The organism is Paraburkholderia sp. J7, from assembly GCF_905220155.1.
In the GTDB taxonomy this organism is placed as follows: domain Bacteria; phylum Pseudomonadota; class Gammaproteobacteria; order Burkholderiales; family Burkholderiaceae; genus Paraburkholderia.
Map to the genome: position 1 here is coordinate 1 of NZ_CAJMYZ010000030.1, position 26,060 is coordinate 26,060.

At 57.4% G+C, this 26,060-nt stretch carries 20 protein-coding genes; 4 read left to right on the top strand and 16 right to left on the bottom strand.

Going from position 1 to position 26,060, the window contains the following annotated elements:
- Positions 1-806: 806 nt before the first annotated feature.
- The 8 genes from U5A58_RS34975 to U5A58_RS35010 form a co-directional block, all read right to left on the bottom strand.
- The gene (locus U5A58_RS34975; RefSeq protein ID WP_321964796.1) at positions 807-2,489 is read right to left on the bottom strand and encodes an FAD-binding protein; all 1,683 of its coding nucleotides are present in this window, start codon (positions 2,487-2,489) and stop codon (positions 807-809) included.
- A 175-nt stretch (positions 2,490-2,664) separates the two neighbouring features.
- A complete protein-coding gene (locus tag U5A58_RS34980; RefSeq protein WP_321930566.1) occupies positions 2,665-3,366 on the bottom strand; it encodes an ABC transporter ATP-binding protein in 702 nt (233 codons plus the stop codon).
- Positions 3,367-3,368: 2 nt separating this feature from the next.
- A complete protein-coding gene (locus tag U5A58_RS34985) occupies positions 3,369-4,205 on the bottom strand; it encodes an ABC transporter ATP-binding protein (protein ID WP_321930549.1) in 837 nt (278 codons plus the stop codon).
- Complete coding sequence (locus U5A58_RS34990) at positions 4,202-5,203, bottom strand: branched-chain amino acid ABC transporter permease (protein WP_321930548.1); 1,002 nt, start codon at positions 5,201-5,203, stop codon at positions 4,202-4,204. The genes U5A58_RS34985 and U5A58_RS34990 overlap by 4 nt, the downstream gene beginning before the upstream one ends.
- Positions 5,204-5,210: 7 nt before the next feature.
- On the bottom strand, positions 5,211-6,116 hold the full coding sequence (locus U5A58_RS34995; RefSeq protein WP_321930547.1) for a branched-chain amino acid ABC transporter permease: 906 nt from the start codon (positions 6,114-6,116) through the stop codon (positions 5,211-5,213).
- A gap of 78 nt (positions 6,117-6,194) precedes the next feature.
- Complete coding sequence (locus U5A58_RS35000; RefSeq protein WP_321930546.1) at positions 6,195-7,340, bottom strand: branched-chain amino acid ABC transporter substrate-binding protein; 1,146 nt, start codon at positions 7,338-7,340, stop codon at positions 6,195-6,197.
- Positions 7,341-7,985: 645 nt separating this feature from the next.
- The gene (locus tag U5A58_RS35005) at positions 7,986-8,759 is read right to left on the bottom strand and encodes an Asp/Glu racemase (protein WP_321964797.1); all 774 of its coding nucleotides are present in this window, start codon (positions 8,757-8,759) and stop codon (positions 7,986-7,988) included.
- A 121-nt stretch (positions 8,760-8,880) separates the two neighbouring features.
- Positions 8,881-9,228 carry a RidA family protein gene (locus U5A58_RS35010; protein WP_321930544.1) on the bottom strand — a complete coding sequence of 116 codons (348 nt, stop codon included), beginning with the start codon at positions 9,226-9,228 and terminating at the stop codon, positions 8,881-8,883.
- Between the two features lie 389 nt (positions 9,229-9,617).
- On the opposite strand from U5A58_RS35010, the gene U5A58_RS35015 reads away from it, so the two are divergent.
- A complete protein-coding gene (locus tag U5A58_RS35015; protein ID WP_321964836.1) occupies positions 9,618-10,862 on the top strand; it encodes a D-amino acid dehydrogenase in 1,245 nt (414 codons plus the stop codon).
- A gap of 373 nt (positions 10,863-11,235) precedes the next feature.
- A complete protein-coding gene (locus tag U5A58_RS35020; RefSeq protein ID WP_321964798.1) occupies positions 11,236-11,964 on the top strand; it encodes a GntR family transcriptional regulator in 729 nt (242 codons plus the stop codon).
- Positions 11,965-12,051: 87 nt separating this feature from the next.
- On the opposite strand, the gene U5A58_RS35025 is transcribed toward U5A58_RS35020, so the two are convergent.
- From U5A58_RS35025 to dapA, 7 genes are all read right to left on the bottom strand, one after another.
- Positions 12,052-13,233 carry an acetyl-CoA C-acyltransferase family protein gene (locus U5A58_RS35025; protein WP_321964799.1) on the bottom strand — a complete coding sequence of 394 codons (1,182 nt, stop codon included), beginning with the start codon at positions 13,231-13,233 and terminating at the stop codon, positions 12,052-12,054.
- Between the two features lie 70 nt (positions 13,234-13,303).
- Positions 13,304-14,071, bottom strand: coding sequence for an SDR family oxidoreductase (locus U5A58_RS35030; protein ID WP_321964800.1), 768 nt, complete (start codon positions 14,069-14,071; stop codon positions 13,304-13,306).
- A gap of 41 nt (positions 14,072-14,112) precedes the next feature.
- Entirely contained in the window at positions 14,113-17,625 is a 3,513-nt protein-coding gene (locus tag U5A58_RS35035) for an indolepyruvate ferredoxin oxidoreductase family protein (RefSeq protein WP_321964837.1), read from the bottom strand.
- Positions 17,604-18,812, bottom strand: a complete 1,209-nt coding sequence (locus U5A58_RS35040; RefSeq protein WP_321964801.1) for an acyl-CoA dehydrogenase family protein — start codon at positions 18,810-18,812, stop codon at positions 17,604-17,606. The genes U5A58_RS35035 and U5A58_RS35040 overlap by 22 nt, the downstream gene beginning before the upstream one ends.
- A gap of 25 nt (positions 18,813-18,837) precedes the next feature.
- The gene (locus U5A58_RS35045) at positions 18,838-19,158 is read right to left on the bottom strand and encodes a DUF6285 domain-containing protein (protein ID WP_321930538.1); all 321 of its coding nucleotides are present in this window, start codon (positions 19,156-19,158) and stop codon (positions 18,838-18,840) included.
- Between the two features lie 17 nt (positions 19,159-19,175).
- Positions 19,176-20,207 carry a phosphotransferase family protein gene (locus tag U5A58_RS35050; protein ID WP_321964802.1) on the bottom strand — a complete coding sequence of 344 codons (1,032 nt, stop codon included), beginning with the start codon at positions 20,205-20,207 and terminating at the stop codon, positions 19,176-19,178.
- Positions 20,197-21,108 carry a 4-hydroxy-tetrahydrodipicolinate synthase gene (dapA, locus tag U5A58_RS35055; protein ID WP_321964803.1) on the bottom strand — a complete coding sequence of 304 codons (912 nt, stop codon included), beginning with the start codon at positions 21,106-21,108 and terminating at the stop codon, positions 20,197-20,199. Before dapA ends, U5A58_RS35050 begins: the two co-directional genes overlap by 11 nt.
- A 360-nt stretch (positions 21,109-21,468) precedes the next feature.
- On the opposite strand from dapA, the gene U5A58_RS35060 reads away from it, so the two are divergent.
- Positions 21,469-22,404, top strand: a complete 936-nt coding sequence (locus U5A58_RS35060) for a LysR family transcriptional regulator (protein ID WP_321930535.1) — start codon at positions 21,469-21,471, stop codon at positions 22,402-22,404.
- Between the two features lie 410 nt (positions 22,405-22,814).
- A complete protein-coding gene (locus U5A58_RS35065) occupies positions 22,815-24,113 on the top strand; it encodes an FAD-binding oxidoreductase (protein WP_321964804.1) in 1,299 nt (432 codons plus the stop codon).
- 330 nt (positions 24,114-24,443) lie between these two features.
- Here U5A58_RS35065 and U5A58_RS35070 read toward each other — a convergent pair whose 3' ends face one another.
- On the bottom strand, positions 24,444-25,961 hold the full coding sequence (locus U5A58_RS35070) for a methyl-accepting chemotaxis protein (RefSeq protein ID WP_321930533.1): 1,518 nt from the start codon (positions 25,959-25,961) through the stop codon (positions 24,444-24,446).
- Positions 25,962-26,060: the final 99 nt, after the last annotated feature.

Sequence of the window (26,060 nt, forward strand, 5' to 3'; positions counted from 1 at the left end):
CAAGACCGCGATAGACCCGTCGAACATTCTTAACAGCGGCCGCGTCGTCCCTTGAGCCACCAGGCGCATCTTCAAGCCCGTTCGCAAACTCAGTGGATACTTGAGACCAAAGAGACGCAGAACCGATTTGTCTTCCGCGAAATTCGGGCAAGGGAACGTGTCGACACCAACTCATTCGACGACAGTGAGAACTGCCATTCGTCGCGGAAATCACTTGGCGCTGGCTCTTTTGGCGGAGCGCATGCCATATGACCGATCCCCAGCAATAGCCACCTCGTTGGGGCTCAACTGGTAGGGCGCTCCGACCGCCGTACCAACATTCCATTTCATCACATTCAAAGCGCCACACCTGGTTATATCCGTCATTTTCTGTCGCGAGTGGAAACGGTTCACCAGGTATGACCGACCTAATGCGGCAATCTAGTGAAAATTTCGCGCAATCATGAAAATCAGCGGTACTACTGTCATTAGCGCCGAAAGTGCGAGCAATACAACAAGGGCGCGCGTCGTGGAAGCATTTTGTGTGTCGACGCCGGTTCCGTACACCCCAGGAAATGGGCTAATTAGTTTCTCCGGATCGATTCCGGTTCGCGTGGGATGAAATCGGTAGGACATAGCGTTCTCGGTCCTTCGGACAAAGCGCTGCATGGTAGAGAAATTGGCTTGAACTAAGGTCCAATGACTTCATGCGGCGGCGTCAAGGGAGCCCAGTGACGAACGAACAAGCCGGTGCGACAGGTAAAACATCTCTCCGGATTCCGTAACAGGTTTTCCCAAATCAGAACTTGTGATACGTGCTCAAACACTCACGCGACGACTTTGCCCGTTTTCAGCAAGCCAACCATCCGCTTCTCGTTAGCAAGAGCCTCGCCGCAGATATAGCCCCACGTAAGGTTCGGTCCAATTGTCGTTCCCGGTCCTATGGCGAACGTGCCAATCGGGTTCGCCATGGAGAGTCCGGCTGCGTACAGCCCAGGAATAACCGAACTGTCTTCCCTCAGTACCTGCCCGAATTCATTCGTCTGCGCACCGCCCTTCGTACCCAGAATCGATCGGTTGAACGGCGCTGCAACGTACGGCGGGCGATCTATTGGACCCAAAGCGTTGCCTTTACCGCCTGCCTTAAACTGCTCCCACTTGCTTTCACCGCGATGAAAATCGCGGTCACTTCCGTCCCGGCAGAAGCCGTTGTACCGCGCCACAGTCGCCTCAAGGGCGTCTTCGGGCAGGCCAATCTTGGCGGCGAGTTCACGAATCGTATTTGCCTTGACGAGCCAGTCGCGGCTTCGGCCAGAGTAGAACGCAAGCGGGGGCGCGCCCTTAAGCAAGCGGCTATCGGCAATTACCCACCCCGGCAAATTGACCGGCTGCCCCGTCTCGGGATCGCGACGATCAACTTCTACGCCAATATTGAAGTCGTATTCGCTGACGAAACGCTTCGCCGAACTGTTGACCACAATCGCATGCTTTTCGGCCTGAAAAATGATAGGCAGACCGTGAGGTTTACCCTCGTAGCGCGTCGGAATTGCCGGATATACGTTGGCCTGATCCATGTGTGCGAGTTTTCCGCCGATAGCGGCGACCATGCGCTGGCCATCGCCTTCATTGGTACTCGGACTACCAAGCCAGTCGAGTTTGCCCGGGAAGTACTCGTTCAGCATTTCCTTGTTCCACTCGAAGCCTCCGGACGCGATCACCACGCCTGACGTCGCTCGATAGCGCTTACGTCTGCCTCCAGACTCAAGTTCCAGACCGTCGACGCGTCCACCTTCGCCGGGCAATAGCTGCATGACGCGCGCGCCGGTCTCAATCTCGCAACCGTTATCGAGACACCCCTTCAGCAGGCCGGTAATAAGCGCACTTCCCTGCGCGCGGCTGCGGGAGAGCACGCGCCACGCAAGACGTGGAAGTACCCGAAGTGCGGCGCGCACAGGACTGTGGTACAGGTCGCCGTCATACACCTCCTGGTAGGTGAACAGGTGTGGCAACGTCGACGTGCGAATCTTCCCCGCATATCTGCCCACGATCCATTTGCTCAGCGGCTTGGGTGACAACATACGGCCCCGCTGTTTGCCGCCCTTGAGTTCAGGCACAACATCCGGCTCTTCGGTCAGCACGAACTCAAGCGGAGTGTTCGCTTCAATGAACCTCAAGGTCTGCGGTGCAGCGTAAGCGAACGCTTTCCACAGGTGATCCTCGGTTGCACTCCACCCTTTGGGCGCCGATGCGCGCATGTATTCGAGCGCCTCGTCAATAGAGTCCTTGAATCCTGCGGCCGCAGCGTGGTGGTTGGCTGGAATCCACGTACCGGAACCCGACATCGCGCTCGTCCCGCCGATGAACCGGCTCTTCTCGATCACCTTGACGCGCAATCCCCCAACACTCGCACGCAGCGCGGCCGAGAGGGCCGCCGAGCCTGAACCGACAACGAGCACGTCATACGATTCATCCCAGGTCTGCAAATCCTTCATTTCGATATCTCGTTTCATCGTTAGGCTCTACTACACGCGCCTTGGCGGCAAAGATTGGGGGGCGTCGGCCGAGGGCACTCGCGCGGAATCGTCAGCATGCTCAGCGCTCGCACTGATACAAACTCGCAGCGTACTTCTATAATTCACAACTGTATACATTTTTAAAAATCAAAATCCGCTGGGGACCAATTTGTCATGCTCCCAGATATGCCGCCCGGATTTCCGGTGAGGCAAGCAGTTCTGCTGCGGGGGCCTCGTGGACACACCTCCCCACTTCCAGCACGTAGCCCCGGTCGGCCAGTTTGAGTGCCGTACGGGCATTCTGTTCCACCAACAGGATAGTCACCCCGGTATCGCGCACTCTTCCAAGCACGGAGAAGATCTCACGAATGATGATCGGAGCGAGACCAAGGCTTGGTTCATCCAGAAGAAGCAGCTTCGGTTTGCTGATCAGCGCCCGACCGATCGCAACCATCTGTTGCTCGCCGCCGGAGAGCGTGCCGGTCAGCTGCGTGCGGCGCTCGTACAGCCGCGGAAAGATCTGGTACACAAAGTCCATGCTGTCCACGATCTCACGCGCCGGTCGCGTGAATCCGCCGAGCCTCAGATTCTCCGTCACCGTGAGCGTACCGAACACCCTACGACCTTCAGGTGACTGTCCGATCCCGAGCCTAACGATGCGGTCCGCTGTGGACTTGGTGATGTCCTTTCCGTCGAATTGAAGTTGCCCGGACCGCGGCTTAAGCAGACCGCTAAGCGCTCGCATGAGCGTCGTCTTACCCGCTCCGTTTGCGCCCAGTATTGCAACGACTTCGCCACGTTCCACCCGCAGCGAGACGCCTTTCAAAGCCTCGATCTGTCCATAGTTCACACGCAGATCCTTAACAGTCAGCAAGCTCATTGCATCGTCCTCATCGACTGTGCGGCAACCGGTTCGTCATCGTCCTGGCCCAAGTAAGCCTCAATCACCTGTGGGTTCGCACGGATCTCTGCGGGTGCGCCCTCTGCGATCATCTTCCCAAAATTGATGACCACGATGTGGTCGGTTACCGTCATGACTACGTTCATATCGTGCTCAACCAGCAGGACTGCGATGCCGTCCTTCTGAATTGAGCGAATGCTCTCGTTAAGCTCGGCTGACTCGCTATCATTGAGGCCAGCGGCAGGCTCATCAAGGATCACGAGTTCCGGCTTCGCGATGAGGGTCCGTGCAAGCTCGATTCGCCGTTGCGTGCCATAGGGTAACGAGGTGGCATTCTCATGCGCCACTTTGGCCAGGTTCATGCGTTCGAGCATCGCAAAGGCGCGCTCCTTCAACCTTCGCTCCTCGGCCCGCTGAGCAGGCGTGTTAAGGAGCCCTTGCCACCATCGCTGCCGGATGGAAAGGTGAGCACCGGCAGCTACGTTCTCGAGTACGGTCATGTCCGAGAAGAGGCGAACGGTCTGAAACGTGCGTCGAATACCAAGTGCCGCGATCCTGTCAGGGCTTTGACCAGTGATCTGTGCCCCCTTCCACCTAACCTCGCCGTCCGTTGGGGTGTAGATGCTCGTGATTAGATTGAAGACTGTCGTTTTCCCGGCACCGTTGGGCCCAATCAAGCCAACTACTTCACCACGACGAATCTTGAAACTCAGGTTATCTACTGCGCGCAGTCCACCGAAGCTGATGCCCACTTTGTCCAGCACGAGGATCTCCTCACGCTTCTCACGTACCATGCTGTTGGTAGTTTTCATTTTGCGCTCCTACGGCTCGGCCAAATGCCCTGCGGACGAGCAACCATCACTGCGATCATTGCGGCACCAAAGACAAAATAGCGGTACTGTGCGAGTCCTGAGAATACCTGCGGGACGACAAACATCAGCGCTGTGCCAAGCAACACGCCGGGTATCGATGCCTGTCCCCCAACGATCACAATTGCGAAGAGCGTGACAGAGTCCGCGAACTGGAACGAACCCGGACTGACCCCTGACAGTTGCATGGCAAAGAAGGATCCAGCAAATCCGGCGACTGCAGCGCCGAGTGTGAAGGCCCCTGTTTTGTACCAGCGTGCTCGCACACCCACGGTTACAGCGGCCAGTTCGTCATGCTTTAGATAGGTGAACGCCCTTCCAAGTGCTGACCGCTCGAGGTTGACAACCAGGAGAAGGACAGCTGCCATGGCAATCCAGGTCATGTAGAAGATTGCATTCTGGCTGGCTAACGAGTAGCCCATGATGGTCGGTGGAGTAACGCCAAAGATACCATCCGCGCCTCCGGTCAATCCAACCGGATCATTCTTCAGTGCTAGAACAAAAATCGCGTTGAACCCCAGAGTTACAAGAAGAAGATAGTCTCCGCGTAGTCTCACTATTGGCGCCGAAAGGATGGCGCCCACAAGTGCGGACGCCAAAACGGCGAACGGGATTGTCCAGAAGACCGACCACCCGTACGTCACGTTAAGCACCGCCGTAACGTAGGCCCCAATACCAAAGTAAACGGTGTGGCCCATGTCATACATGCCTGCGCGCCCTAGAACGATGTCCTGCGACAGTGCGACCATCGCGTAAATCGCAAAAACACCACCGATTGTGACCCACGACGGCGAGAGGAACACAGGAATGAGCAAACCGATCGCCCAAAGACTTACGCCAATGAGTTTTCCTCGCGCCGTCCGGTCACCGAAGTCTACCGTTGACGTGCTACTCCCTTCAATTTCCGGTACCAACACGCGCTTGCTGTTTTGTTGCATCATGTTCACCTCAGACTTTGTTCGCGACGCGTTCGCCAAGCAAACCGGACGGTCGGACAATCAGAATCAGGATAAGCAATCCGAACGTGATCGCGTCCTGCCATGAGCTCGATATGTAGCCGGCACCAAACGCGTTCACAAGCCCCAGCAGGAGCCCCCCCAACATCGCGCCGGGGATGTTTCCAATGCCGCCCAGAATTGCAGCAATGAACGCATTCAGTCCATACGACCATCCCATCGTGAAATAGGCTTGGCGATAATAGAGACCAATAAAGAGGCCACCGACCGCGCCAAGCGCCGGTCCGATCAGAAAAACCAGACTGATCACGCGGTTCACGTTAATACCCATCAGCCTCGCCGCGTCCTGGTCGATAGCCGCCGCCCGGATTGCGGTACCAAGGCGAGTGTGATTAACGAATACATGAAGTGCGAACATGAGGAGCACCGCGCCTGCGATAATCAACACCTGCACAGCACTGACCGACGCACCACCAAGGACCCAGCGGGTGTCGGGCAATACATCAGCCGGAAATACCCGAACGTTAGGGCCCCAGATCAGCATCATCCCGTTTTCGATAAGCATGGATGCGCCAAGCGCTGAAACCATCGGAGAGAGGCGATTCGCATTGCGCAAAGGGCGATATGCGATACGTTCGAGCAGCATGCCGCATATGGCAACGACGATGACGGCGACAATGAAAGCCAAGACGAGCATAAGAATGGGATTACTCAAGGCGCCGAGCACGCCGCCCCCGAGTAAAGTTAGGCCAATAAAGGCGCCCATCACGCAAAGGTCGCCATGCGCGAAATTGATCAGACGCATCACGCCATACACCATCGTGTACCCAAGCGCTATAAGCGCGTAGATTCCGCCTATGGTTAGGCCATTAACGGCTTGCTGCCAGATGAAGTCCATGATTTCGTTTCCAGAAACGTCGAACCAACACCAATGAAAATCCGCCACACCCTGCCAAGCAGAATGTGGCGGATAGACTCAATTCTTGGCGGTTTGATCGAGGGGGTACACCGTGCGGTACTGCGCAGTCGCGGTCATTTCGGCGGCCGCAAACGGGCTTCCAACACGCTCACCCTTTTCGTCAAAACCGAAGCGCCCCGTCAGTCCGTCAAAGGACTTCATGTTGTGCATCCAGTCCACCAACTTCGTCGAATCCGTGCTCTTCGTAGCTGTCACAGCGGCAAGTATGATCCGCAATCCGTCGGCGTTCGAGAACGTGTAGACACTAGGCGGCGTGGATTTGTAGGTATCTTTGTATTGCGCCAGAAATTCCTTTGCGATCGGATACGGCAAACTCTCCGGGTCAGGGGTATTGATGATCACCGCGCCCTCCGCCGCCTTTCCGGCTATCTTCGCGAACGACGTGTTCTGGTTCGCGTCGCCACCTACGAATACTGCGGGCAAACCTAGTTGCACCATCTGGGCACGGATCAGGCCACCATCGGAGTAATAGCCCGAGAAGTAGAGTACGTCGGGGTTCTCAGACTTTATTTTCGTGAGAATCGGTGTGTAATCCTGACTACCTGCAGTTATAAACCCGGTGAATACGACGTTTCCGTTGTTCGCCTTGATCGCCTTGGCGACACCATCACCCAGGCCGCTCGAAAAGCTTGAGTGATCGGACAGCACTGCGATGCGCTTGTACTTCTTATGCCTCACAAGATAGTCTGCAGTAAACCCGGCTTCAGCGTTGTTCGGTGGCGCGTTACGGAAGAAGGTCTTGTACCCTCGCTGCGTGAGATCGTCGCTGCTTGCGTCCGACGTCACGATGACGTTCGCGGAAGTGTAGATCGGTGCCGCGGCAAGCGTGGCGCCACTCGTGTAGCTCCCGATGACGGCGAGAACTCCCTCGTTCACAAGCTTGCGTGCACAGATGGCGGCTTGCGCGGCCTTCCCTTCATCATCGCAGGTCACAATCTCGAGCTTGCGCCCAAGCGTCCCACCGGCGGAATTGACCTGCGACGCGATCAGCTTGACGGCATTTTCGATTCCCTGACCTTCAGCAGCGTATTCGCCAGTGATCGGTGCCTGGACTCCGATCTTGATCGTTGATTGCGCGAACGCGGAACTCGTTGCCGCGATCGCGGCGCCGAAAACCACGAACTTCAGACGGGCAGTGCTCATGTTTGATTCTCCGGATTTGATCGAAGCGAAAGTCGTGCGGTCCCTGTCTGGATAACCCTCGCAGGCATGCGCACTCAGCTGTCTGGGTTCCCCGTCCTCGCAGAGTGCCCTCAAAACTGATCCCGGCGATGACACTGTGACGTGCGGTCCCTTCTCGATGCGTGTAACGACGCTTCTCGTACACACATGTGTCGACACTATCATCGACAATTTATTGATGCAAATGCTCGTTTCACCCAATGCAAGGCGCCGTCCCTGGTCTGCGGTTCACGGTTGACCTGATGGGGAGAAAATTCGCGCCTGCAATCGATGCACGACGTGCACAACGCCGTAGCGGCATCGCGTGAGAGGACGCATGCCAGATCAGAGTTCTTTAGACATTTACGCAATGCGCAGGCACGCCAGTTCCAGGCTGCACGTGCCACGCTGGCGACAGGTCAATGCGTTCATTCCCAGAACAACCGGTCTTCGTTACACTGCGGGGCGGAAGCCGCCGCGAACAGCGCCGCCCCGAATATTGATTCGTCGTACTACAAAATTCAATTTCAAACCGAAAGCCGTTTCGAAAAAGACTGTAGACTTGGTAGTCGCGATTCGCATACCAGTCGGGAAACCCCGCAACTTCCCTGCGGCGCCTTTTCCCCGTTAGACGGTGAAGAGCCTGCCATGTTGCGGAAGCGAATCCTTCACGCCGCCAAGTCGCAACGCGTGCCATGCCATTGCATGGTTACTAGACGTCACCGGTTTTCCGAGCTCCCGTTCGATTGCCGCAACGTTATCGGCAAGGCGCAGCGAGGTGCACGAAACGAAGACGGCTTCAACGTCGTCATGCCGGCCGATCTCGAGAATGGCATTGCGCACCGACTCTGCGTCGATCCTCGCGACCTCGTTATCGTCTGAATGCTCGAAGGAACCCATCTGGACAACGTCGATGCCACGCGCGCCGAGATAGTCGCGCATTGATTCGTTAATCTTTTTTACATACGGTGTCAGCAGGGCGATCCGACGCGTGCCCAACGTTTCAAGTGCGACCCGAGCTGCTGTGATCGGCGTGGTGCACGCTGCGGTCGGGCGCACCTCCCTGATGCGTTCGATCACCCGCTCTTCGCCCAGAACCATTGACGCGGAAGTACACCCGAACGCCACCACATCGAGACGTTCGCCAGGTCGGATGACTGCGGTGCCGGGCGCAATTAGCCCGTCCATCTCACGCAGCGTCTCAGGAGTGATATCAGCGGAGTTGAAGATACGGCTCTCGTAAAAGCCAACCCCGTCGATCGCGAGCAGCTTGCGCCACTCGTATTCAATCGTGTGATCGGTGGCGAGCACGACGAGACCGATTGCAGTTCGATGCGACACACCGCCATCGAGCGAAAAGGCCAGCTTGACGTAGCGCTCTTCCAGTTCAGTGCTTTCCATATGGCTATCTCCATCAGGAGTTGTTTTGACTGCCGCCGGCCGCAGATCTTCATCTGCTTTGCCGGCGGTCTTTTGCTGACTACTCTGGTCGCCTTTGCGACGATAGACCCCGACTCCTCCGTCAGACCGCTGCGATGACGCCGATTTCGACCGTATATTGCGGGAATGCCAATTTCGATTCGACGCATGCGCGGGCCGGTGCATTGCCTTCCGGCACCCATGCATCCCACACTTCGTTCATTTCATTGAACGTTTGATGGTCCGCAATCCAGATGCTCGCCGTCAGGATCTTGGTCTTGTCCGAACCCGCCTCTTCCAGCAGACGGTCGATCTTGGACAGGATCTGCTGCGTCTGACCTTTGACGTCAGCGCTCGGGTCGCCAGCAACTTGCCCCGACAGGAACACGAATCCGCCGTGTACAACGGCCTGGCTCATACGGTTGGAACTGGCGAAGCGTTTGATCTGCATACATCCTCCTGGGCAGTGGTAGTGAAAGTGTGAGGTAGCCTAACCACATAACACACCATTGTCGACACTTTAAAAATCATAAATGCTTACTTCGGACACGCGGCGACGTGCAAACCTATACCCGGCGGCCTTCGGGCGGACATTTCAGGGAAAACCCGGGTAGATATGCCGACGCAAATCGAAGCCAACAATGATTGCATTTGCTATTTTTTCAATATACATTACTGTCGACACTTGTGACGAAACCGCTCGAGGAGCGGGGTTTCCCGCGTCGGCAGGAGATCAATTCCGTGCTTCGCTATGGCAGTCAAAGTCGAGGGAAGCAGCGCTTGCCTGTACATCAGCAAGACTGCTTCGTACCGGTCAAGCAACAAAAATTTGAGGGTCTCATGAGGGTTATAGTGCTTGGAGGCGGTGTGGTCGGCGTGACCACTGCATACCAACTGCAGAAAGATGGACACGAAGTCGTCGTCCTTGATCGGCAGTCCGTAACTGCTGGCGAGACGAGCTGGGGGAACGCAGGCATGGTCGCGCCCGGGCACTCGTTCGTATGGTCTTCGCCAAAGGCGCCGATGACCCTGCTCAAATCGCTCGTACAGAAAGATCAGGCCCTGCGTTTCAAGTTCTCCACTGACCCACGGCTGTATACGTGGTCGTGGCTTTTCCTGTTGGAGTGCACGGCAGAGAAGGCACGCCGCAACACGCTCTTGAAGCATCGACTTGCGGCCTACTCGCAATCGATCCTCCAGGAGGTCATCCGCGAGGATCCGGTTGACTACGATCGCAACGACCGCGGCATCATCTATTTTCACCGTAGCCAGGAAGCGCTTGATCGGGGGGTAGCGCAGATGAAATTGCTGGAGTCTGACGGACAGATCATCAAGGTGTTGACGCGTGACGAGGTGATCAGACTCGACCCTTCACTTGCTTCTGCTAAAGACGAAATTGTCGGCGCGATCCACTGCCCTACAGACGAAACAGGCGACCCGGCAAAATTCACCCGCCTGCTCAGCGCGAAAGTGGCGGCGCGCGGTGGCGTGATCATGACTGACACTCATATCCGTGGGATTGAGACGTCCGGCGACAAAGTAACGGGTGTCCGCACTGACAAGGGATCGGTTCACGGAGACGCGTATGTCCTTGCGCTCGGCAGCTATAGCCCAATTCTCGCGCGCCAGATAGGCATCCGGCTCCCTATCTACCCGGTAAAGGGCTACTCCCTGACCATACCGATCGAAGATTGCCCTCGACCGCCAAATGTTGCGGCGGTCGACGAGCACAACCTGGTCGCATTCTCGCGCTTCGGGGATCGCATCCGGGTCACAGCGACAGCAGAATTTGCTGGCTATGACACCGGCCACAAGCCATCCGATTTCGCGTTCATGAAACGCGTTACGCAGGAACTCTACCCCGACGGTGGGAACTATGATCGTGCAGAAATGTGGGCTGGCCTGCGCCCAATGACACCAAACAACTTGCCGTTCTTTGGTCGTAAAAAGTACCAAAACCTCTTTCTGAACACGGGACACGGACACATTGGCTGGACAATGTCCCATGGCTCCGCGCGCATCACCGCCGATCTGGTGGGCGGACGCACGCCAGCCATTCCCATGGACGGGCTGACGGCTCCGTGACGAACGCGCCTCGACTCTTGCAGCTACATATAAACCGGGCTCGGTAGCAGCCGCGGTTGAGCTTACGGCGAGCGCCGATGCAGAATGCGCAGCGTGCACCGTTGCCGGCGCGGCAAGGTGTTCCTTGCCGCGCCGAGAAGCGCGCCGACCGGAACTACGGGAAATAACTGATTAACGCTGCAAGACTCGCGCCATGCTCCTGAGATAGAATACAGTCTTGCCGACACTTTGCTTGTGTGCACCCGCTCAGCGGGCCCACGCTCCATTCACCGTCGCGACTGATGCGTCCCGATTCCGAGGGAAGCAACGTGGGTGTCGGCCGACGGATCAATTGGTCCTGCTGCCTTTGGCATCGGGAAGGAACTCTTGGAATATGGCAGGCTACTCGTCCTTGCTGCGGGATTCGCGACCACGCGTGCGCGAAACCAACGCGCCTAAACGTACCGGGGTCACGGTCAATGACCTTTATGACCAGCTTAAAGAGATGGCAGTTTTGTATACGATTCGGCCTGGAGAAAGAGTCAATGAACTCGAACTCGCCGAAAAGTTTGAGGTGAGCCGAACTCCCTTGCGCGAAGCCCTGAACCGGCTGGTCGCGGAAAATCTCCTGACGTTTGTACCAAACCGCGGATTCTTTGTCCGCGAACTCAATCGCCAGGACATATTCGATCTGTTTGAACTTCGCCGCAGTATCGAGGCCTCCGCGGTGCAACTCGCCGCCGTGCGCGCCGATGTCAAGGATATTCGCGCCCTAAGGAAGTTCTGGAAGGACGTCATGAAGAACAAGGCCGAACTGGCTCCCGCTACGGAGCTGGTTCGCCGCGACGAGGAGTTTCATGTTCGCCTCGTCGCGCTATCCGGCAACAACGAGATGGTCCGTACGCTTTACGGGATCAATGCAAGGATCCATTTCGTCCGCTGGGTCGACATCGAGCAGCGGGGACACGACGCTTTTTCCGAGCACCTTGAAATTCTCGACGCTCTCGAATCCCGAGACGCCACCCGCTGCCGGGAGTTGATGGAAGGACACGTCACCTCGCGCATGGAGGAGATCGCCAAGGTGGTTGACGCGGGAGTGGTAAAGCTCTTTTCGCGCGGATAGTGACTGAGAGGAACCCACCGGCGTATTGGCCTGAGGGTTCCCGCTAACGAGTGCGCAGACGCCCTTCACATTGGAGGCGCCGAAGGTTCAAAGGCGCTGGAAGATTGCAGCGATGCCTTGGCCACCTCCAATGCACATCGTTACCAGCGCGTAACGACCGTTGACACGCCGCAGTTCATGGATTGCCTTCGTCACGAGGATCGCGCCCGTCGCCCCAATGGGGTGCCCTAGCGAGATGCCCGAGCCGTTGGGATTGACCCTCTCCCGATCGAAGCCTAATTCCCTGGAGACTGCGCAGGCCTGCGCAGCGAAGGCTTCATTTGCTTCGATCACGTCAATATCCGACAGCGATAGTCGTGCCTTCGCGAGTGCCACCTTCACCGCCGGCACCGGGCCTATTCCCATGAACGCCGGTGCAACGCCCGCGTGTCCGTATGCCACGAGACGTGCGAGCGGTGCGTGGCCATCGCGCTCCGCGGCGGCCGCGGACGCGAGAACTACCGCTGCCGCACCATCATTGAGGCTGGACGCGTTTCCGGCTGTCACCGTTCCGTTAGCAGAAAATGCTGGCTTCAGCTTGCTGAGATCTTCCGGGACGATACCCGCGCGTACGTGTTCGTCCGTATCGAACGCAGTCATGCCGCTCCTGGTTCGGACAGCGACAGGGACAATCTGCGATTTGAAGTACCCGTTTTCAATTGCCGCCGCGGCTCGCAAATGGGACTCCAGAGCAAGCTGGTCTTGCTGCTCGCGTGAGATCGAGTATTTAGCCGCAACGTTTTCGGCCGTCTGCCCCATGTGGTATTGCTCGAACGGGTCCGTGAGCGCACCGACCATCATGTCGACAACCTTGGCATCACCCATACGCTTACCCCAGCGCGCATCGAGCATCGAGTACGCCGCACGCGACATGCTTTCCGCGCCGCCTGTTACGGCATACTCGGAATCTCCGAGCAGGACGGACTGTGCGCCGGAGATGACGGCTTGCAGACCCGATCCGCACAAGCGGTTGACCGTCAGAGCGGAGGATTGTTCAGAGAGTCCCGCATCAATCCCTGCCACGCGCGCGAGATACATATCCGCTGGCTCGGTATGAATCACATTGCCGAATACAATCTGGCCAACCTTGCCGCCCTCCAGTGAAGCCCTGCTGAGTGCCTCGCGCACGACCAGCGCACCGAGTTCTCGAGGGGCCACACCGGCAAGCGATTTTCCATAGTCACCTATTGCCGTTCGAACGGCACTGAGGACCACTACTTCGTTAGACATGTGTTCTCCTTGCGCGCGAACGCGCCTTTCAAAACCAAACTCAGGTGTAAAAATTGGTCCCAGCCCGAGGTCAAAGGGAGCTGACGAGGTGTCCACCGTCGACGCTAACGACTGAACCGTTCATGAACGACGAAGCATCCGAGGCCAATAGCAGGAGAGGCCCGTCCAGTTCCTCAAGCCGACCGAGTCGCCGGAAGGGAATGCGTTTGATGAGCTGCTGCCCCGCCTGCGTCTCGAAAAACTCCTTGTTCAAGTCTGTCTCGAAATAACCCGGTGCAATGGCATTCACGCGGATCCGGTATCGTGCCAACTCAAGCGCGAGTGCCTTGGTCATCTGAACGACACCAGCCTTGCAGACCGTGTAGGCAAGCACCTGCTGTGCAACACGCAGTCCAAGTATGGAAGCGATATTGATAACGTTTCCCGATCTTTCCATCTGCGCAAGTCGTGTGGAAAATGCCTGTGTCACTCTCCACACGCCGCTAAGATTCACGTCCAGTGTTTTGGACCAGGACTCTCCATCTACCTCCAGCGAGGGGCCGTGGTGGGCAACCCCGGCGTTGTTGATCAGTACATCGAATGTACTGAATCGCTGGCGCACGGCATCCAGGCATTGTTCAACGGAATCCGCGTCCGTTACGTCAAGCTCAAACGCCTCCGCAATCTGACCTTCACCTCGGATTGCGGCTGCCAGCCCGTGCCCAAGCGAAATCCTGCGACCACACATTGCAACGACACAACCCTGCTCGGCTAAAGTGCGCGCGAAGTGAAGCCCCAACCCACTGAATGCGCCCGTAACGATGACCACTTTTCCCGCGACATCAAACCTGCTATTCATGTCTCCTCCAAGCCTATCCATACCTTAAAGAAGGCTGAACACTACGCGACCTGCTTCAACTCGATCACCGAGTGACCTGTAAGCTGCGCGAGCGCGTTTTTCCACTCGACGTCAACCGCCGTGAAGTTGCGTTCCTTGACATGCCCAAATCCGCGGATCTTTTCCGCGATCGATGCCGCCCGGAGTGCCGCCTGATAGTTACGGGAATTCCCACTGCGAAGAATCTCGCGAACTGTATCTTCGTATCGCGTGATCAATTCGCGTTCCATACGGCGCTCTGCGGTATAGCCGAACACATCAAGAGGCGTTCCTCGCAGGACTTTGAGCTTTGACAGCACCTTGAACGCTGGGAGGACCCACGATCCGAATTCCTTCTTGCGCGGCTCCCCGGTTAAGTCGTCCTTTCGCGAAAGCAACGGCGGCGCCAAGTTGAACGCGATGCGGAAATCTCCTTCAAATTGCTGCTTGAGGCTTTCGATGAACTCTGGCGACGAATGCAGGCGCGCTACCTCGTATTCATCCTTGTAGGCAAGAAGCTTGAAATAGTTGCGAGCGACGGCACGCGCGATCGCATCCTGTTCTGGGAAAACCCGCCGCTCCCATTCCCGCACCTCCGAGACTAGCGACCGGTAGCGCTCGCCGTAGGCCGTGTTCTGATACTGCGTAAGGAACGCGACGCGACGAGTGATCAATTCCTCGAGCGTTTCAGAGACTCGAAGCGACGGACGAACTGGCCTTGCTGCGACGAGCGCCCGCTCCGCCGCGCCCGGAGACAAAGCCGCCCTCCGTCCCCACACAAACGCATCCTTGTTCATCTTGACGCCAGCGCCGTTCAACTCGATGGCTGCATTGATGGCTTCGGCACCTATCGGAACCAGTCCGCGCTGGTACGCATATCCGAGCATGAACATGTTGCCCGCAATGCTGTCGCCAAAGATATTGACCGCATAGCGAGTCCCATCGACAAACTCAACACACTCGTCACCGACCGCATCAGTGATACCCTTTCGGAGTTCGGCCGACGGAAATTTGAGGTCGGGGTGTCTCGTGAACTCTCCTGTCATCACTTCGTGCGTATTCACCAGCATGCGCGTCGCGCCTTTGCGGGTCGTCGCTAATGTCTTGCGGCTTGCCGCAACGACCATGTCGCATCCGAGGACCGCATCGGCACCGCCGGCCGCAATACGGATTGCCTTGATCGCGGCCGGATTCTTGCCAAATCGCAAATGAGACCAGACTGAGCCACCCTTCTGTGCCAGCCCTGCCATATCGAGAATGCCGCACCCCTTTCCTTCCAGGTGTGCGGCCATTCCGAGAATGGCGCCGATAGTCACAACACCGGTTCCACCTACACCAGTCACAATGATCGAGTAGGCACGTTCGTCGAGCGAAGGCAGATTCGGCTCGACCAGCGCGGGAAAGAGGCCAACGTCCGGGTCCACAGCACCCGCCTTGCGCAGGTTTCCGCCGTGTACCGTGACGAAACTTGGGCAAAAGCCGTTCTTACACGAATAATCCTTGTTGCAAGACGACTGATCGATTTCGCGCTTGCGCCCAAACTCTGTCTCGAGCGGCACCAGCGATACGCAGTTCGACTTGACCCCGCAATCACCGCAGCCCTCGCAGACGAGGTCGTTTATGACGTAGCGCTTTGCGGGATCGGGGAACTGCTTGCGCTTGCGTCGACGTCTCTTCTCAGCGGCGCACGTTTGGTCATACACGAGTACAGATACGCCCGGCACATTCCGGAGTTCTTCCTGTAGCTTCTGCAGCTCCTCCCGGTGGTGGATCGTCACGCCCGGCGCCCAGTTAGTCTCTGGCGAATACGTCGACGGTTCATCGGAGACAACCGCAATGCGTTGGACGCCTTCTGCGTGAACCTGTGCAGCAATTGTCATCGGATTCAACGGTCCGTCATGACGTTGCCCCCCCGTCATCGCGACCGCATCGTTATAGAGGATCTTGAACGTGATGTTCGTTTTTGCGGCAATCGCAGCACGCACCGAGAGCAGACCTGAATGGAAGTACGTGCCATCTCCCATATTCTGGAACATATGTTTGCGCCGGGAGAACGGCGCCTCTCCGACCCATGCCATACCTTCGGCACCCATTTGGGTATAACCGAGCGTATTTCGGTCCATCGTCTGCGCCATCCAGCTGCAACCGATACCTGCGTACCCTTTGCTGCCTTCGGGCAAGACGGTCGAAGAATTGTGCGGACATCCACTGCAGAAATAGAAGCTGCGCAGCATTGCTTCCGGTGCGAGCTCGACAGCGTTCAGTTCCTTGAGAAAGGCGACCCGTTCAGCCACCGTCGCGTTACGATCAATGGTCGCTACACGCTGTCCGAGTGCGATCGCGATCTGCACTGAATTCAACGACATTTCGACGGCGAAAAGTTTCCTCCCCTCTTCATCGCATTTGCCAATGACAACCGGCGCGTCCGCGGTGTTGTAAAGAATGTCCTTGATCTGTGATTCGACGAGGCTCCGCTTTTCCTCAACAACAATCAGTAGATCGAGGCCACGTGCGAACTCGCGGATACCTTCCGGTTCCAGGGGCCACGGGCACGCAACCTTGTAGATTGCGACGCCCATGGCAGCGAGATCGGCTTCGCTGATGTTGAGATCGTCGACTGCCTGAAGAACATCAAGGTAACTCTTGCCGTGCGTGACAATGCCAATCTTGGCGTTCTCGCCTCCGAGTACGACCCTGTCGAGCCCGTTGGCGCGGACGAATGCCCGGACTGCATCCAGCTTGTAGTTGTGGAGCCGATACTCCTGTTCCTGGGGCGTATCCGGCTGCCGGAGATTCAGACCTCCCTGCGGCAGAACGAAGTCCGCTGGTACTACCGGCGCCACGCGTTCGAGGTCCACGTCGATCGCTGCCGAGGCGTCGGCCGTGTCTTTTACGCATTTCAAGCCGACCCAGCATCCCGAAAAGCGTGACATGGCCCAGCCGTACAAACCATAATCCAGAATCTCCTGGACACCACTTGGACTCAGGACTGGAATCGACGCGTCAAGAAGGGCGAATTCAGACTGGTGGCAGGTCGTGGAAGACTCACATGTGTGATCGTCCCCCATGAGAAGAAGCACGCCCCCGTTGCGGGAACTCCCCGCCAGGTTCGCGTGGCGAAACGCATCGCCACTGCGATCGACACCCGGCCCTTTCCCGTACCAGATAGAAAACACGCCGTCGTATGCGCCGTCCCCATCAACTTCAGCTTGCTGGGTGCCCCAAACTGCCGTCGCAGCAAGATCCTCATTCACGCCCGGAACGAACACGACGTTGGCATCTGCCAGAAATTTCCTGGCTTTGCCAAGCTCAGCGTCGTATGTCCCGAGCGGAGACCCCCGATAGCCCGAGATATAGCCGGCAGTGTTCAGACCATTCGACTTGTCGCGGCGGTGCTGCATAAGCGGCAGCCGGACAAGCGCCTGAACGCCAGTCAAAAAGATGCGCCCAGATTCGAGTGCGTATTTATCGTCGAGCGAAACTTTTCGCAGTGTCACAATTGCTCCTTCGCCGTTCAGGCGTGATGCGCGTCCCAGTTCCACATATCCGCTCCGCGTTCAAGGAGCGCCTTGGCAACGACCATCTTGTGGACTTCAGATGCGCCATCGACGAGACGGGCCTGGCGCGCGTAGCGGTACATCCATTCGAGGAGCGTGTCTTTTGAATAGCCCTTAGCGCCATGCAACTGGATCGCCGTGTCAATCACCTGATGTAGCGTTTCGGAGGCCGCGATCTTCGCCATCGAGATCTCAGGGCGCGCGAAATCGCCTTGATCGAGATACCAGGCTGCTCGCATCGTCAGCAACCGCGCGATATCAAGTTTCATTGCAGCGTCTCCAAGCATCCACTGGACGCCCTCACGAGCAGCGAGAACCTCTCCCCCGGCCTTCCGGAAGCTCGTGTGGCCTACAGCCAGTTCAAGCGCTCGCCTCGCCATGCCGTTCCAGCGCATGCAATGAGTCAGGCGCGCCGTGCCAAGACGGATTTGCGTCGCCTTGAGTCCATCGCCGATTTCCATCAGTCGCTGCTCATCTGAAACTTCGAGTCCATCGAACTCAAGTTCGCAGTGACCGCCGTGCTCTTCGGGACCCATGATCGGAATCCGGCGCACAATTCGCCAGCCTGGATCGTTGGCGTGAAACAGGAACGCCGACAGGCCTTTGCGCGAATCGTGCGACGTGCGGGCAATGACAATGAAGTGCTTTGCTGTCGCACCGCCGGTGATAAACCACTTACGACCACGAATGATCCATTTGTCGCCGGCACGTTCTGCCGTGGTGATCATCATCGAGGGGTCGGAGCCTGCACCGGGTGCGGGTTCCGTCATCGCGAAGGCGGACCGCACCTTGCCATCAATGATCGGCTGCAGCCAGCGATCCTTTTGTGCGGGGGTGGCGACTTTGTTCAGCAGGATCATGTTTCCGTCGTCCGGCGCCGCCGAATTGAATACGACCGGACCGAAGATCGACCGATTCATTTCCTCGTAGCAAATCGCCATCTGCGCGATCGACAGTCCGCCCCCGCCACGCTCCCGCGGCATCTGCAAGGCCCAAAGGCCTTGCTCACGTGCCGTCTTCCGCAACGTCACGAGCAGATCCTCCGATATGTTTTCGTGTTCGTCGTAAGACTCACGCTTTGCCTCTAGGGGCAGGAGCGTGGTGTCGACAAATGCGCGGATGCGATCTCGAACATCACGCGTCGATGCGTCAATCGAGAAGTCCATGGTAAGTCAGCCTGTCGGAGAGTTTTTAGAATTGCTCGAGCATGCGCGGGTTGTCGACGGCGAGTTCGTGGAGCAAACCCACCCGTACGTGGTGCAGGAGAGCAGCGCGCATAGGGCCGTTTGAGTCGAACTGTCCGTCGCGAATGGCCTGAGTCAATGTATGACCGTCGAACGTCAGGCACCCCGCTTTCACCGCGCTATCGCAATGCGTCGATGTGAATTGACGTTCCACGATCCGCAAGGCGTTTGCGATCATTAGACAGTTGTATCGGTCCAGCCCAGACAGCACCGGAGTAATTGCGTTTGTCAGCGTCTCCCGCGCCTCAACAAGCAGGTCCATCGCCATTTCTGTGCGATTCCTCATTAAATCTCCATGAGTTTCATTGCCTCAAGTACAAGACCGGAAACAAGGCGACCCGAAAGCGCGAGTTCGAGGCTCCGCTGGGCGCCTGAGATGTGTCGCGCCTCCTGATGCAGAGCGATCACCGCCCATTTGATCTGGGCGAGAGCCTGCCAGTCGACGAGCTCAGATGCATCGACGTGCCGCCCCGTTGAATGTCTGTATCCGTCGAGGAAGCTCTGCAGTGATCCGACGCCGCCGCCGCCCATATCAAATCGACCGAATCGCCAGCATGGAGCGGTGAACCAGCCAATGTCCTCAAGTGGGTGCGACCATCCGGAGAATTCCCAGTCTAGGATGGCCGATACGCGCCCTTTATCGACCATGTAGTTGCCGGTTCTATAGTCACCGTGGGCGAAAACGGCTTCAGTTTCCCGGCCAAGTCGCGCTTCCAACTCGCGGAGACACACTTCAGCACCGAGATGAGGTTCGGGCAACTCGTCTAGTTGCCTGCGGATGTGCTGGATCGACGCCAAGGCGGTTGCCGAAGGTGGCACACCAAAGACGGGCGTTATATCGACTGCCGGAACACGATGTATTACTCCCAGGAGTTCCCCAAGTTCGTGTGCAAGCGCCTCCCGATCAGGAACCGCGTTGTCCTTCACGAGTACGTGACCCGCAGTCTCGCCCGATACAAACTCGAGAATAAAGAACGGTTTGCCGATGACGGACCGGTCTTCGCATAGACCATAGGGACGCGCAACGCGGGCCCCATGAGAGTAGGCCAAGGAATAGCGAGCGTACTCCTCGGGTCTTGAACAACTCGTAGGAATGCTAGCGTCGGCGTCGGTTCTCAAAACGAATCGCTCGCCATCATCCATCTCGATGCGCCAATTCTCCTGGATCGCACCGCCGGACAGACGCGAGGCTCGAGCAGCCCGGCCACGGCTAATCCCCGATCGCTGGAACCACTCGCTGACGCGCGCCAGCGCGCCCTCACCAGACAGGCCGTGCGCCGGGAGCCCACCGGCACCAGCCATTGAGTTAGCTGTCATTCTCGACTCCCGCCTTCACGCACTCGCGAATGGCGTGCTGTAGTGGCCTCTCGGGAATGACCATCGGCAAACGGAGGAACGGTTCGCAATGGCCAAGAAGGCTTGCTGCAAACTTGACCGGGCCGGGATTGGTCTCCGCAAACAGCGCGCGCGTGAGCGGCAGAAGTTCAATCAAGTGTTGACGAGCACGCGCCAAGTCGTTGGAGGCAACGAGCGAACAAAGGTTAGCGACTTTGCGTGGGTAAATATTCGCGACCACAGAGATCACGCCCCAACCTCCAAGCGCCAGATAGGCCATCGACGTGAAATCGTCGCCGCTGTAAAGCGCGAAACTGGAGGGCAACATTTCGACAAGCTCTGCGGCACGGGCCATGTCGCCGGTCGCGTCCTTGATTCCGCAGATATTTGGATGACCCGCAAGACGCCTCACGGTCGACACCGCGAGGTCAGTCACAGTCCGCCCCGGCACGTTGTAGAGCACCAGGGGAAGCCTGGAAGCATCAGCCTGCGTGACAAAATGCTCGACCAATCCTTCCTGGGAAGGCTTGATGTAATAAGGCACGACGCTGAGCAGCGAATCCGCCCCCGCCTCTTCCGCGAAACGCGCCAGATCGACCGCCTCAGCGGTTGAGTTTGCACCGACACCAGCCATCACGTGCGTTCGGCCGTTACTGTATTCAACCGTCGCGGCAATCAGTTCCCGATGCTCGACGTGCGTAAGTGTCGAAGCCTCACCTGTTGTGCCGGCTACGACGATTCCCGCCGTGCCGCTGCGAACATGAAAATCGACAAGCTTGCGCAAGGCGCGCCTGTCGATCATTCCCTCAGGGGTAAATGGCGTAATCAACGCGACAATGCTTCCTCTTGGAAGCTCACGGCTCACAGCGCTTACACGTTCCATACGTCTCACTTCCAATGTTCCTCGTACTGGATGGCGGTATTGGGGCGAACTTGAGGCGATATAGCCTATAATTGACGACACTTAATTCTACACAAGTGTCGACAATTATGACCGCGCGTTTACCCGCGGAGATGTGGAGGCCCGGCGTTCCGCCAGGCTCCCGCGATCAAGGACCGCACAAATCTCCACCCCGACCGCCCGGATGATCACGCGACGACGCGTAGACCTCGCGTAGACCTTCTTTCCGACGACGCGCCCGATCTGACGTGAAGAGGTGTGACCGGAGTATAAGAAGGCAGATATCGATCTGGGAATTGAAAGATCTGGATACCGCTATAGCTCCTCACATAACCCTCACTCATGATCCCTGCGCTCAATTCCATCATCGGCAGGCTGCATGCAAAGCAGCTTCGCTTACTTGTCGCTCTGGCAGATCACGGGTCGCTGTTGAACGCAGCACGTGAGGTGTCAACTTCCCAGCCAGCAGCGAGCAAGGCTTTGCGGGAAATCGAATCGATTTTCGGTACGGAATTGTTCATACGAACGAATCGCGGACTAGAACCGACCAGGGCTGGGCACAGTGTCATCCGACATGCCCGCCTGTTTCATGCCGATATGGACAATCTCCGCGCGGAACTGATCAGCGTATTGCATGGGTGCGGCGGGCGCGTTTCTGCCGGCACGGTCATGGGTGCCGTGCCACTCGTTACGGCGGCGGTGACCGCCTTGATGGACCGGCAACCACAGGTCTCCGTTGAGGTACTGGAAGAAACAAGTGCGACCCTGCTTGCCCAGTTGGACGAAGGCAGAATCGAGTTGGCCGTTTGCCGGACCAGCGTTACCAACGTGCCGAACCGCTTTAGGAGCGTGGTCCTGCAGGACGAGACCCTGACGGTCATCGCGAACAAGAAGCATCCGCTCGCGTCAGCAACGGTACTAGCTGTAGCGGATCTTGCGGATGCTCGCTGGGTGGTCTATCGCGCGAACATGCCTATTCGACGGCTGCTAGAGCGGGAATTTCACGAAGCTGGCCTAAGAATGCCACCACACCTCATTGAGACGACCTCAGCATTCGCCACGTTGTCCCTTCTGCAGCGTAGCGCATGCTGCGTAGCACTCCTGCCAACTACCGTAGCCGAATTCTGCAAGTCGCTCGAGTGGGCGTGCGAACTTCCACTGACCGTCTCTTCGCGAACCGAACCGTATGAGCTTGTAACGAGGCGGGGGGCAACGTTATCTCCCGAAGCTCAGTTGCTAATCGCCGCATTGACGGGAGTTCCAGACATCGGAGTTTGACCGTATATCGCCTCACCGGAAACCGGCCAAACTAGTTGGCGAGAGTCCGGCCGCGCCCCGTCAACAGTCAGAATATATACACATTGACACACACAAGTGTCGACAATAAGATCAAGACTACCTGTACTTCTTGAGGCGGTAGCCGCTCGACGCCACTGGCATGTGATCAATCAGTGCCGTGTTCGAGAATACGCGGCGTTACGCCATTTGACATGCGAGGTCCGGCGGCAAGACAGGAAATGAAGTCTGCCGCAACTGGATGGATCGGCAGCGCCATTGCTCCCTCGTCTTCTCGAGCTCAGACCGGAGATGAAGCCGGTACCTCATGAGTGAATTTGAATGGAATACCTTAACGTCGAACCATGGCGAGAGGCGCCAGACAGTATGCCGAAACCGTTGGGAGAGAGGAAATGAGACAACCCGAACACCACTGGCTCAAGATCTCAAAAGAGGCCACCATCAGCTATCCGACTCTCGTTGAGGGCCAAACGGCCGACTACGTCGTCGTCGGGGGTGGCTTGTCCGGGCTTAACGCTGCCATCGAACTGGCACGCCTAGGCGCATCCGTGGTTTTACTCGAACAAGACACCATTGGGCAAGCCGCATCGGGCCGCAATAACGGCCAGGTAATTCCACATCATTCGAAAGCCAGCCCGAGTGAGATCGAACAACTGCTCGGGCCTGTGCGCGGCCAACGTTACAATGGGCTCGTTGCGAAAGCCCCAACGGAGCTTTTTGGCTTGGTGGACCGCTACGGGATCTCATGCGATTCAGTGCGTAATGGGTGGATGCAGGCGTGCCACTCCGAGCAAGCGCTGTTGCGGGGGCGGACGTTCTATGAAGAATGGAAAGCATTTGGAGCGTCCGTCGAGTGGCTTGACAGGGACTTGCTATCAAAGCGAATGGGAAGCTTGAATTATCGAGGAGGCTGGAAAGCGAACCACGCCGGCCACCTCAATCCCTACGCGCTTTGTAGAGGACTTGCTCGCGGCGCTGCCAGCGAGGGGGTCCGCATATACGAGACGTCGCCGGTTGCTTCCATCGTCCGGGACGGAAGTAAATGGCGAGTCCGTACTACTGCAGGCGAGATTACAGCGAAAGGTGTTTTGGTCACCACAAATGCCCTTACTGGTGACTTCTGGCCGGGGCTGCGCCGATCACTGATTCCCGTACGCATCTATCAGGTGGCAACTGAGCGTTTGAACGAACAGCAACGAAAAACTGTGCTACCGGGTAACGAAGGCGTCTCAGACACACGAAGAGACCTATTTGCCTGTCGCTACGACAGCGAAGGGCGGCTTGAAGCGATCGGAACTCATACCCTTTGGCACAATGCTGCCGAGCGAGGGATGGCTGCCGTAATGGCCAAGTTCCACACCGTCTTTCCTCAACTCAGAGAGCTTAGAGCCACCGAGTACTGGGAGGGAACGCTTGCTGTCGTTCCCGACCGCATACCCCGACTGATGAACCTTGCGCCGAACCTTCTGTTCGCGGGCGTCTATTCGGGTCGGGGGATTGCCATGAGTACGGTGTGGGGAGCAAGCGCTGCGCGGTTATTGGCCGGCGCCGCTACCGAGGCCGATATGCCCGTTCCGGTGACTTCGCTCAGGCAAATCCACGGACATGGAATTGCTGTCCAGGTGGCTAGCCTGATCCATCCATGGCACCGACTTCTGGACAAGGTAGAGGCGAAGCGTTCCCATCTTTGACGAGTGCCGGTTCCGCGATACCGCGCCTCACAGCAATGCCACGTACGACATTATCGGCAGCCGCCACGGAAATCGGGATATGCGACTGGCTCTTTGCAACCGTCACGACCGTCATCTCGATCTTCCACCGAAGAAATGGACTAATCACTGCGCGGCAGCCAGCAGCATCGTAATCTACCAACGTCGCCGCTGTCGAAAGACTGGCACTGACCTCCACCCCTACCCTTCCTGACGTACAGTCAGTCGACCCTTCATCGGAGGATCGAATAGTTTTCCGGCTCGCGGTCTAACCGCGAATGCCCGCAACAGTTCGGCGTTGCCACGAAAGTATTAGATCGCCCGGCAGTCGCCCCGAAACACAGACACCGCGTCAAGAAGGCGCACCGCCTGCTCGTCAAGAGAAGAGGCTGCGGCAGCAGCTTGCTCAACCAGTGCCGCATTTTGCTGCGTAACTTCATCCATTTGAGCGACCGCGCGGTTCACTTCCTCGATTCCGGCGCTCTGCTGGACAGCAGCGGAAGAGATTTCCTGAATAATATCGTTGACCTGGTGGATGGAATGAACGATTGAGTCCATTCTCTCCCCAGCCGCTTTGACAAGGCCGGTGCCATCGCGAACATGTGTGACCGAGCGCCCAATTAAATCCTTTATGTCCCTGGCAGCGACGGCGCAGCGTTGCGCGAGACTACGAACCTCGCCCGCAACTACCGCAAACCCGCGCCCACTTTCTCCCGCGCGTGCTGCTTCCACGGCGGCGTTCAATGCAAGGATGTTAGTCTGGAACGCAATGCTCTCGATCACGCCAATGATCCCTTCCATTTTCCCGGCCTGGTCGGCGATCGACCGCATTGTTTCGACGACTTCGCGAACGGCGTCCCCTCCGAGGCGAGATTCAGATGCAGCTGTTTCAACAAGGGCGTTTGCCTGTTGGGCATGTTCTGCGTTCTGTCGCACTGCGCTCGTCAGTTCCTCCATGCTTGCGGCTGTCTGTTGCAGCGACGCGGCTTGCGTTTCAGTGCGACGCGAGAGGTCGGTGTTTCCCTGAGCGATCTCGTTTGCCCCTGTGGCTATCGACTGGCTTGATTGGCGAATATTCGAAACCAACGTCCTGAGATTGTCTCTCATGTCAGCCAGCGCGAAGAGAAGACTCGAACGGTCATGTCGCGCCACCGATACCTCGACCGCAAGATTTCCACCGGAAATCTCACTCGCGACTCGTGCCGCTGCTGCTGGCTCGCCGCCGAGAGCTCTGCCAATGCCACGGGTCATCCACCAGGCCAACGCCGCAACGACTGCCACTACAGCGAGCGATACTACAAGCAAACGGGTTGCCAAGGTCCAGAATGCCGCATCGATGTCGTCGTAAAAGAAGCCCGTTCCGACCAGCCAGTGCCAATCTGGAATCTCGACGACCCCTTGCAGCTTGCGGAGCAAGGTGCCGTCGGCTGGCCGACGTGTGACAACGTCCACCAAGGCAAAGTGACTGACAGCAAGGTATGGGCGATAGTTAAAATCCGTGGTCCTGGTTCCAACGTACCGTGAGTTGACATGGACGAGGGCAATCCCATCAAGCGTTGTCGCCCAGAAATAGCTCTTTTCATCGGAATTAAGTTGTGACAATGCTACCTTGGCTGCCATTTGGGCCTGATCTCTTGTGAGGCGCCCCAAGTCCTCCTGACTGCGGTAAAAGTTGACAATATGCTCGGCCTTGGAAAGTAGAATTACGATCTCGCTGCGTCGGGTTTCGATCAAAGACGCCCTTAACGAGTACAACGCGATACCTACAACTGCCGCGACGCCTATCAGCGTAAGGAGAACGAGCGCAATCAATTTTGTTGAGACTTTCATCCGAACCCTTTGCATTCTGGATATGACCAATCAACATTTACGTATGCAGTTTTCGTGAATGCTTCTATTATTAGCATTCCAAATCAATTGATGCGCGGG

Excerpts from the sequence above, each read along its gene's own strand:
- U5A58_RS34975 (WP_321964796.1), bottom strand. The coding sequence starts at position 2,489 with ATGAAACGAGATATCGAAATGAAGGATTTGCAGACCTGGGATGAATCG.
- U5A58_RS34985 (WP_321930549.1), bottom strand. The coding sequence starts at position 4,205 with ATGAAAACTACCAACAGCATGGTACGTGAGAAGCGTGAGGAGATCCTC.
- U5A58_RS34990 (WP_321930548.1), bottom strand. The coding sequence starts at position 5,203 with ATGATGCAACAAAACAGCAAGCGCGTGTTGGTACCGGAAATTGAAGGG.
- U5A58_RS34995 (WP_321930547.1), bottom strand. The coding sequence starts at position 6,116 with ATGGACTTCATCTGGCAGCAAGCCGTTAATGGCCTAACCATAGGCGGA.
- U5A58_RS35000 (WP_321930546.1), bottom strand. The coding sequence starts at position 7,340 with ATGAGCACTGCCCGTCTGAAGTTCGTGGTTTTCGGCGCCGCGATCGCG.
- U5A58_RS35005 (WP_321964797.1), bottom strand. The coding sequence starts at position 8,759 with ATGGAAAGCACTGAACTGGAAGAGCGCTACGTCAAGCTGGCCTTTTCG.
- U5A58_RS35010 (WP_321930544.1), bottom strand. The coding sequence starts at position 9,228 with ATGCAGATCAAACGCTTCGCCAGTTCCAACCGTATGAGCCAGGCCGTT.
- U5A58_RS35015 (WP_321964836.1), top strand. The coding sequence starts at position 9,618 with ATGAGGGTTATAGTGCTTGGAGGCGGTGTGGTCGGCGTGACCACTGCA.
- U5A58_RS35020 (WP_321964798.1), top strand. The coding sequence starts at position 11,236 with ATGGCAGGCTACTCGTCCTTGCTGCGGGATTCGCGACCACGCGTGCGC.
- U5A58_RS35025 (WP_321964799.1), bottom strand. The coding sequence starts at position 13,233 with ATGTCTAACGAAGTAGTGGTCCTCAGTGCCGTTCGAACGGCAATAGGT.
- U5A58_RS35030 (WP_321964800.1), bottom strand. The coding sequence starts at position 14,071 with ATGAATAGCAGGTTTGATGTCGCGGGAAAAGTGGTCATCGTTACGGGC.
- U5A58_RS35040 (WP_321964801.1), bottom strand. The coding sequence starts at position 18,812 with ATGGACTTCTCGATTGACGCATCGACGCGTGATGTTCGAGATCGCATC.
- U5A58_RS35045 (WP_321930538.1), bottom strand. The coding sequence starts at position 19,158 with ATGGCGATGGACCTGCTTGTTGAGGCGCGGGAGACGCTGACAAACGCA.
- U5A58_RS35050 (WP_321964802.1), bottom strand. The coding sequence starts at position 20,207 with ATGACAGCTAACTCAATGGCTGGTGCCGGTGGGCTCCCGGCGCACGGC.
- dapA (WP_321964803.1), bottom strand. The coding sequence starts at position 21,108 with ATGGAACGTGTAAGCGCTGTGAGCCGTGAGCTTCCAAGAGGAAGCATT.
- U5A58_RS35060 (WP_321930535.1), top strand. The coding sequence starts at position 21,469 with ATGATCCCTGCGCTCAATTCCATCATCGGCAGGCTGCATGCAAAGCAG.
- U5A58_RS35065 (WP_321964804.1), top strand. The coding sequence starts at position 22,815 with ATGAGACAACCCGAACACCACTGGCTCAAGATCTCAAAAGAGGCCACC.
- U5A58_RS35070 (WP_321930533.1), bottom strand. The coding sequence starts at position 25,961 with ATGAAAGTCTCAACAAAATTGATTGCGCTCGTTCTCCTTACGCTGATA.